1 protein-coding gene is annotated in these 2,378 nt (G+C 57.3%); it reads right to left on the bottom strand.

All coding sequences use genetic code 11. From position 1 onward, the window contains the following. On the bottom strand, positions 1 to 2,378 hold a 2,378-nt coding region (locus tag U873_RS0133180; protein WP_025132345.1), incomplete at both ends, for a DUF637 domain-containing protein.

Below are 2,378 nucleotides of genomic sequence, written 5' to 3' on the forward strand. Positions count from 1 at the left end.
ATTACCTCTTGCGGGTTACTCGCAGCTCGTATCAAGCCATGGGTGACCCCATTGGCAGTGTTAGCAGTGTCTACTAACAACCCCTTGCCAAAGCCATAGAGATCCTCAGCGCTGCCCTTAAAGGCACCGCCTATACCCTTCGCAGCCCCTGAGCCCTCTGCAAGAATGTCGAACTGGCGGTAATTGAGATTCTTTTCATAGTAATCCCGCTGCTTATCATCGGTGATGTACTCAAGATTGACCGTCGGACTGAAGAAGTCAGCGTGGGTAAACTCATAATTTTTCAACATCGCCAAGGTTTCAGATGGCGTATACGTTTTCCCCGGCCCAGGAGCGACAGGGATATCCCCTACAACCTCGGTCGATGTGTCATAAAAGGCCCCCAGCGGCGCTAGGGCCTGCCCCAAATGGGCAAGGGTACTGTCCGCAAACGTGACCCCCGAGCCACTCAGTTTTACTTGCCAAGCCTTGTCCGTATAAAAAGCAAAGGCTTCAGCCAAACGCCGCTCGGCCTCTGCAACACTGATTTTTTGCTCATCAGCCAACGCCTTGGCTTGTTGTTGAATACGTTTGCGCTCTTCAGGGTGTAGTTGCCGGTTGTAAGCGGTGGCGTTCTTGGCAATCTCCGCGCCCTTAGCCACATCACCATTAACCGCAGCCGCAGCGCTGACACCAATGAGCTGAGAAACCATCAGTTCCAGGTTCTTGTCGTTACCAATCAGCCCAGAAAGCTGAGTAATAAGTGCCTCACTGGCCCCTGCGGCGGCTGCACCGGTAGCGAAGTCCCCACCTGTCGCTTTGCTAAGGGCGCCGCCAACTAGCGCATGGAAGGCAATCTTTTCTACACTGCCTTCCTTCCAGTCGTACTTATCCGAAACATCCCCAACCCAATTGAAGACACCGGCCTGCAGCAAGTGCTGCCCTTGCGCGGTGAGGGATTTGCTGAGGTTTTCGCTAAAACTGCCGCCCTGAATGACGCTCTGTGCCCCTGCCTGAACAACGCCCTGAGCGCCGAGGTAGGCACCGAACTTGCCAAGATCCTTTACGCTCCCCAGGTCAAAGCCTTTGGTCACTTTATTGACGTTGTCGCCGGTGACCCCGAAGGTGTTATCCAGAACTCCGGCGGTGAAGCCCGCAGTTACCGCCCCTGTGGCATAACCTTTGAGCGCATCCTTGGAAGTGATGTCCTTGAACACCGCACCCAGGTTGCCTTTGTTGTTGACGGTGCTGACCGCAGCGCTACCGGCCATGGAACTCAGAATGCTGCTGGCCATGACGTTGCCCCAACCGGCAGCAACGGTGGTGGTGGTCGTCACACCTCCGACCGTAGCGGTCGTTGTCGCTGCAGCAGCCATTGCCGAGCCTTGGGCTGCCCCAGTCGCTACAAGACCACTGGCAAAACCTGCCGTGAGGTAGCTCACCAGAATCATGATGACCAACTGAGCTCCGACTCCCAGTCCCGAGTGGCTGTAGTCCCAGCTGTCGTGCAACTCCTTGACCCGGCGCCAATCCACATCACCGCGTTTCTCGGCTTCCTTGAGCCAGGCCATCTGCGGATCGGCTTGAACCATGGCGTCGATGGTCTGACTGATGGATTTCTGGTCGATTTGCTTGATGTCGATCTTCAGGCCATCAGCCGCCTTGATAAGCAACTCGCCTTTGGCCATCAACTGGCTCTGACGCAAGGTTTCATCCGTGTTGCCCTTGCCCTTGGAACTGGTCCAAGCCAAGTCCCCCTTACTCTTTTCGTGGCTTTCTTGAAGAAGATCCTTCACCCCTTCAAAGGTGATGGCGCCGCCACTCTCCAAGGTCAGGTCCTTGCCACTCTCCAGCTTGGCAACCTGATACTTCTGGTCGCCATCGCTCTTGAGCGTCAGGTTGCCACCGGCACTGATCTCACTGCCGACATGGGTAACCCGGGTGACTTCATCGCGCTTGGTTTCCTTGCTGCCCCAGCCCCCCTTCTTCTTCATGTCATACAGCGAGTGCTCACTGTCCTGCTCCGCCAGCAGGTTCAGTTCGCCACCGGCCACCAGATAAGCTTCGTCCCCGGCCTTGATCCGGCTGGAGATCAGGGTCATGTCCTGGCCGGACTTGAGCGTCACATCGCCGCCCGCCGTCACCGTGGTGGCTTGCTGGTGGACGCGATCTTCTTCGCTCTTGGTGGTGCCGGTCTTGCTGGCCCAGTGCTGTTCGTTGGCTGCCGAGGCCAGGGTCAGGTTTTCTGTGACCGTCATCGACACATCGCCCTTGGCCTCGATCTGGCTGGCGACGGCGGTGAGACTGCCACCGGCATCGATGGTCAGATCACGGCCGCTCTCAAGGGTGGCGCCGTGCTGGGTTTTGCTCTGGTCGAGGTTGCCAATGCCGCGGTCGTT

Origin of the sequence: Pseudomonas sp. PH1b (genome assembly GCF_000633395.1) — a bacterium.
Taxonomy (GTDB): Bacteria; Pseudomonadota; Gammaproteobacteria; order Pseudomonadales; family Pseudomonadaceae; genus Aquipseudomonas.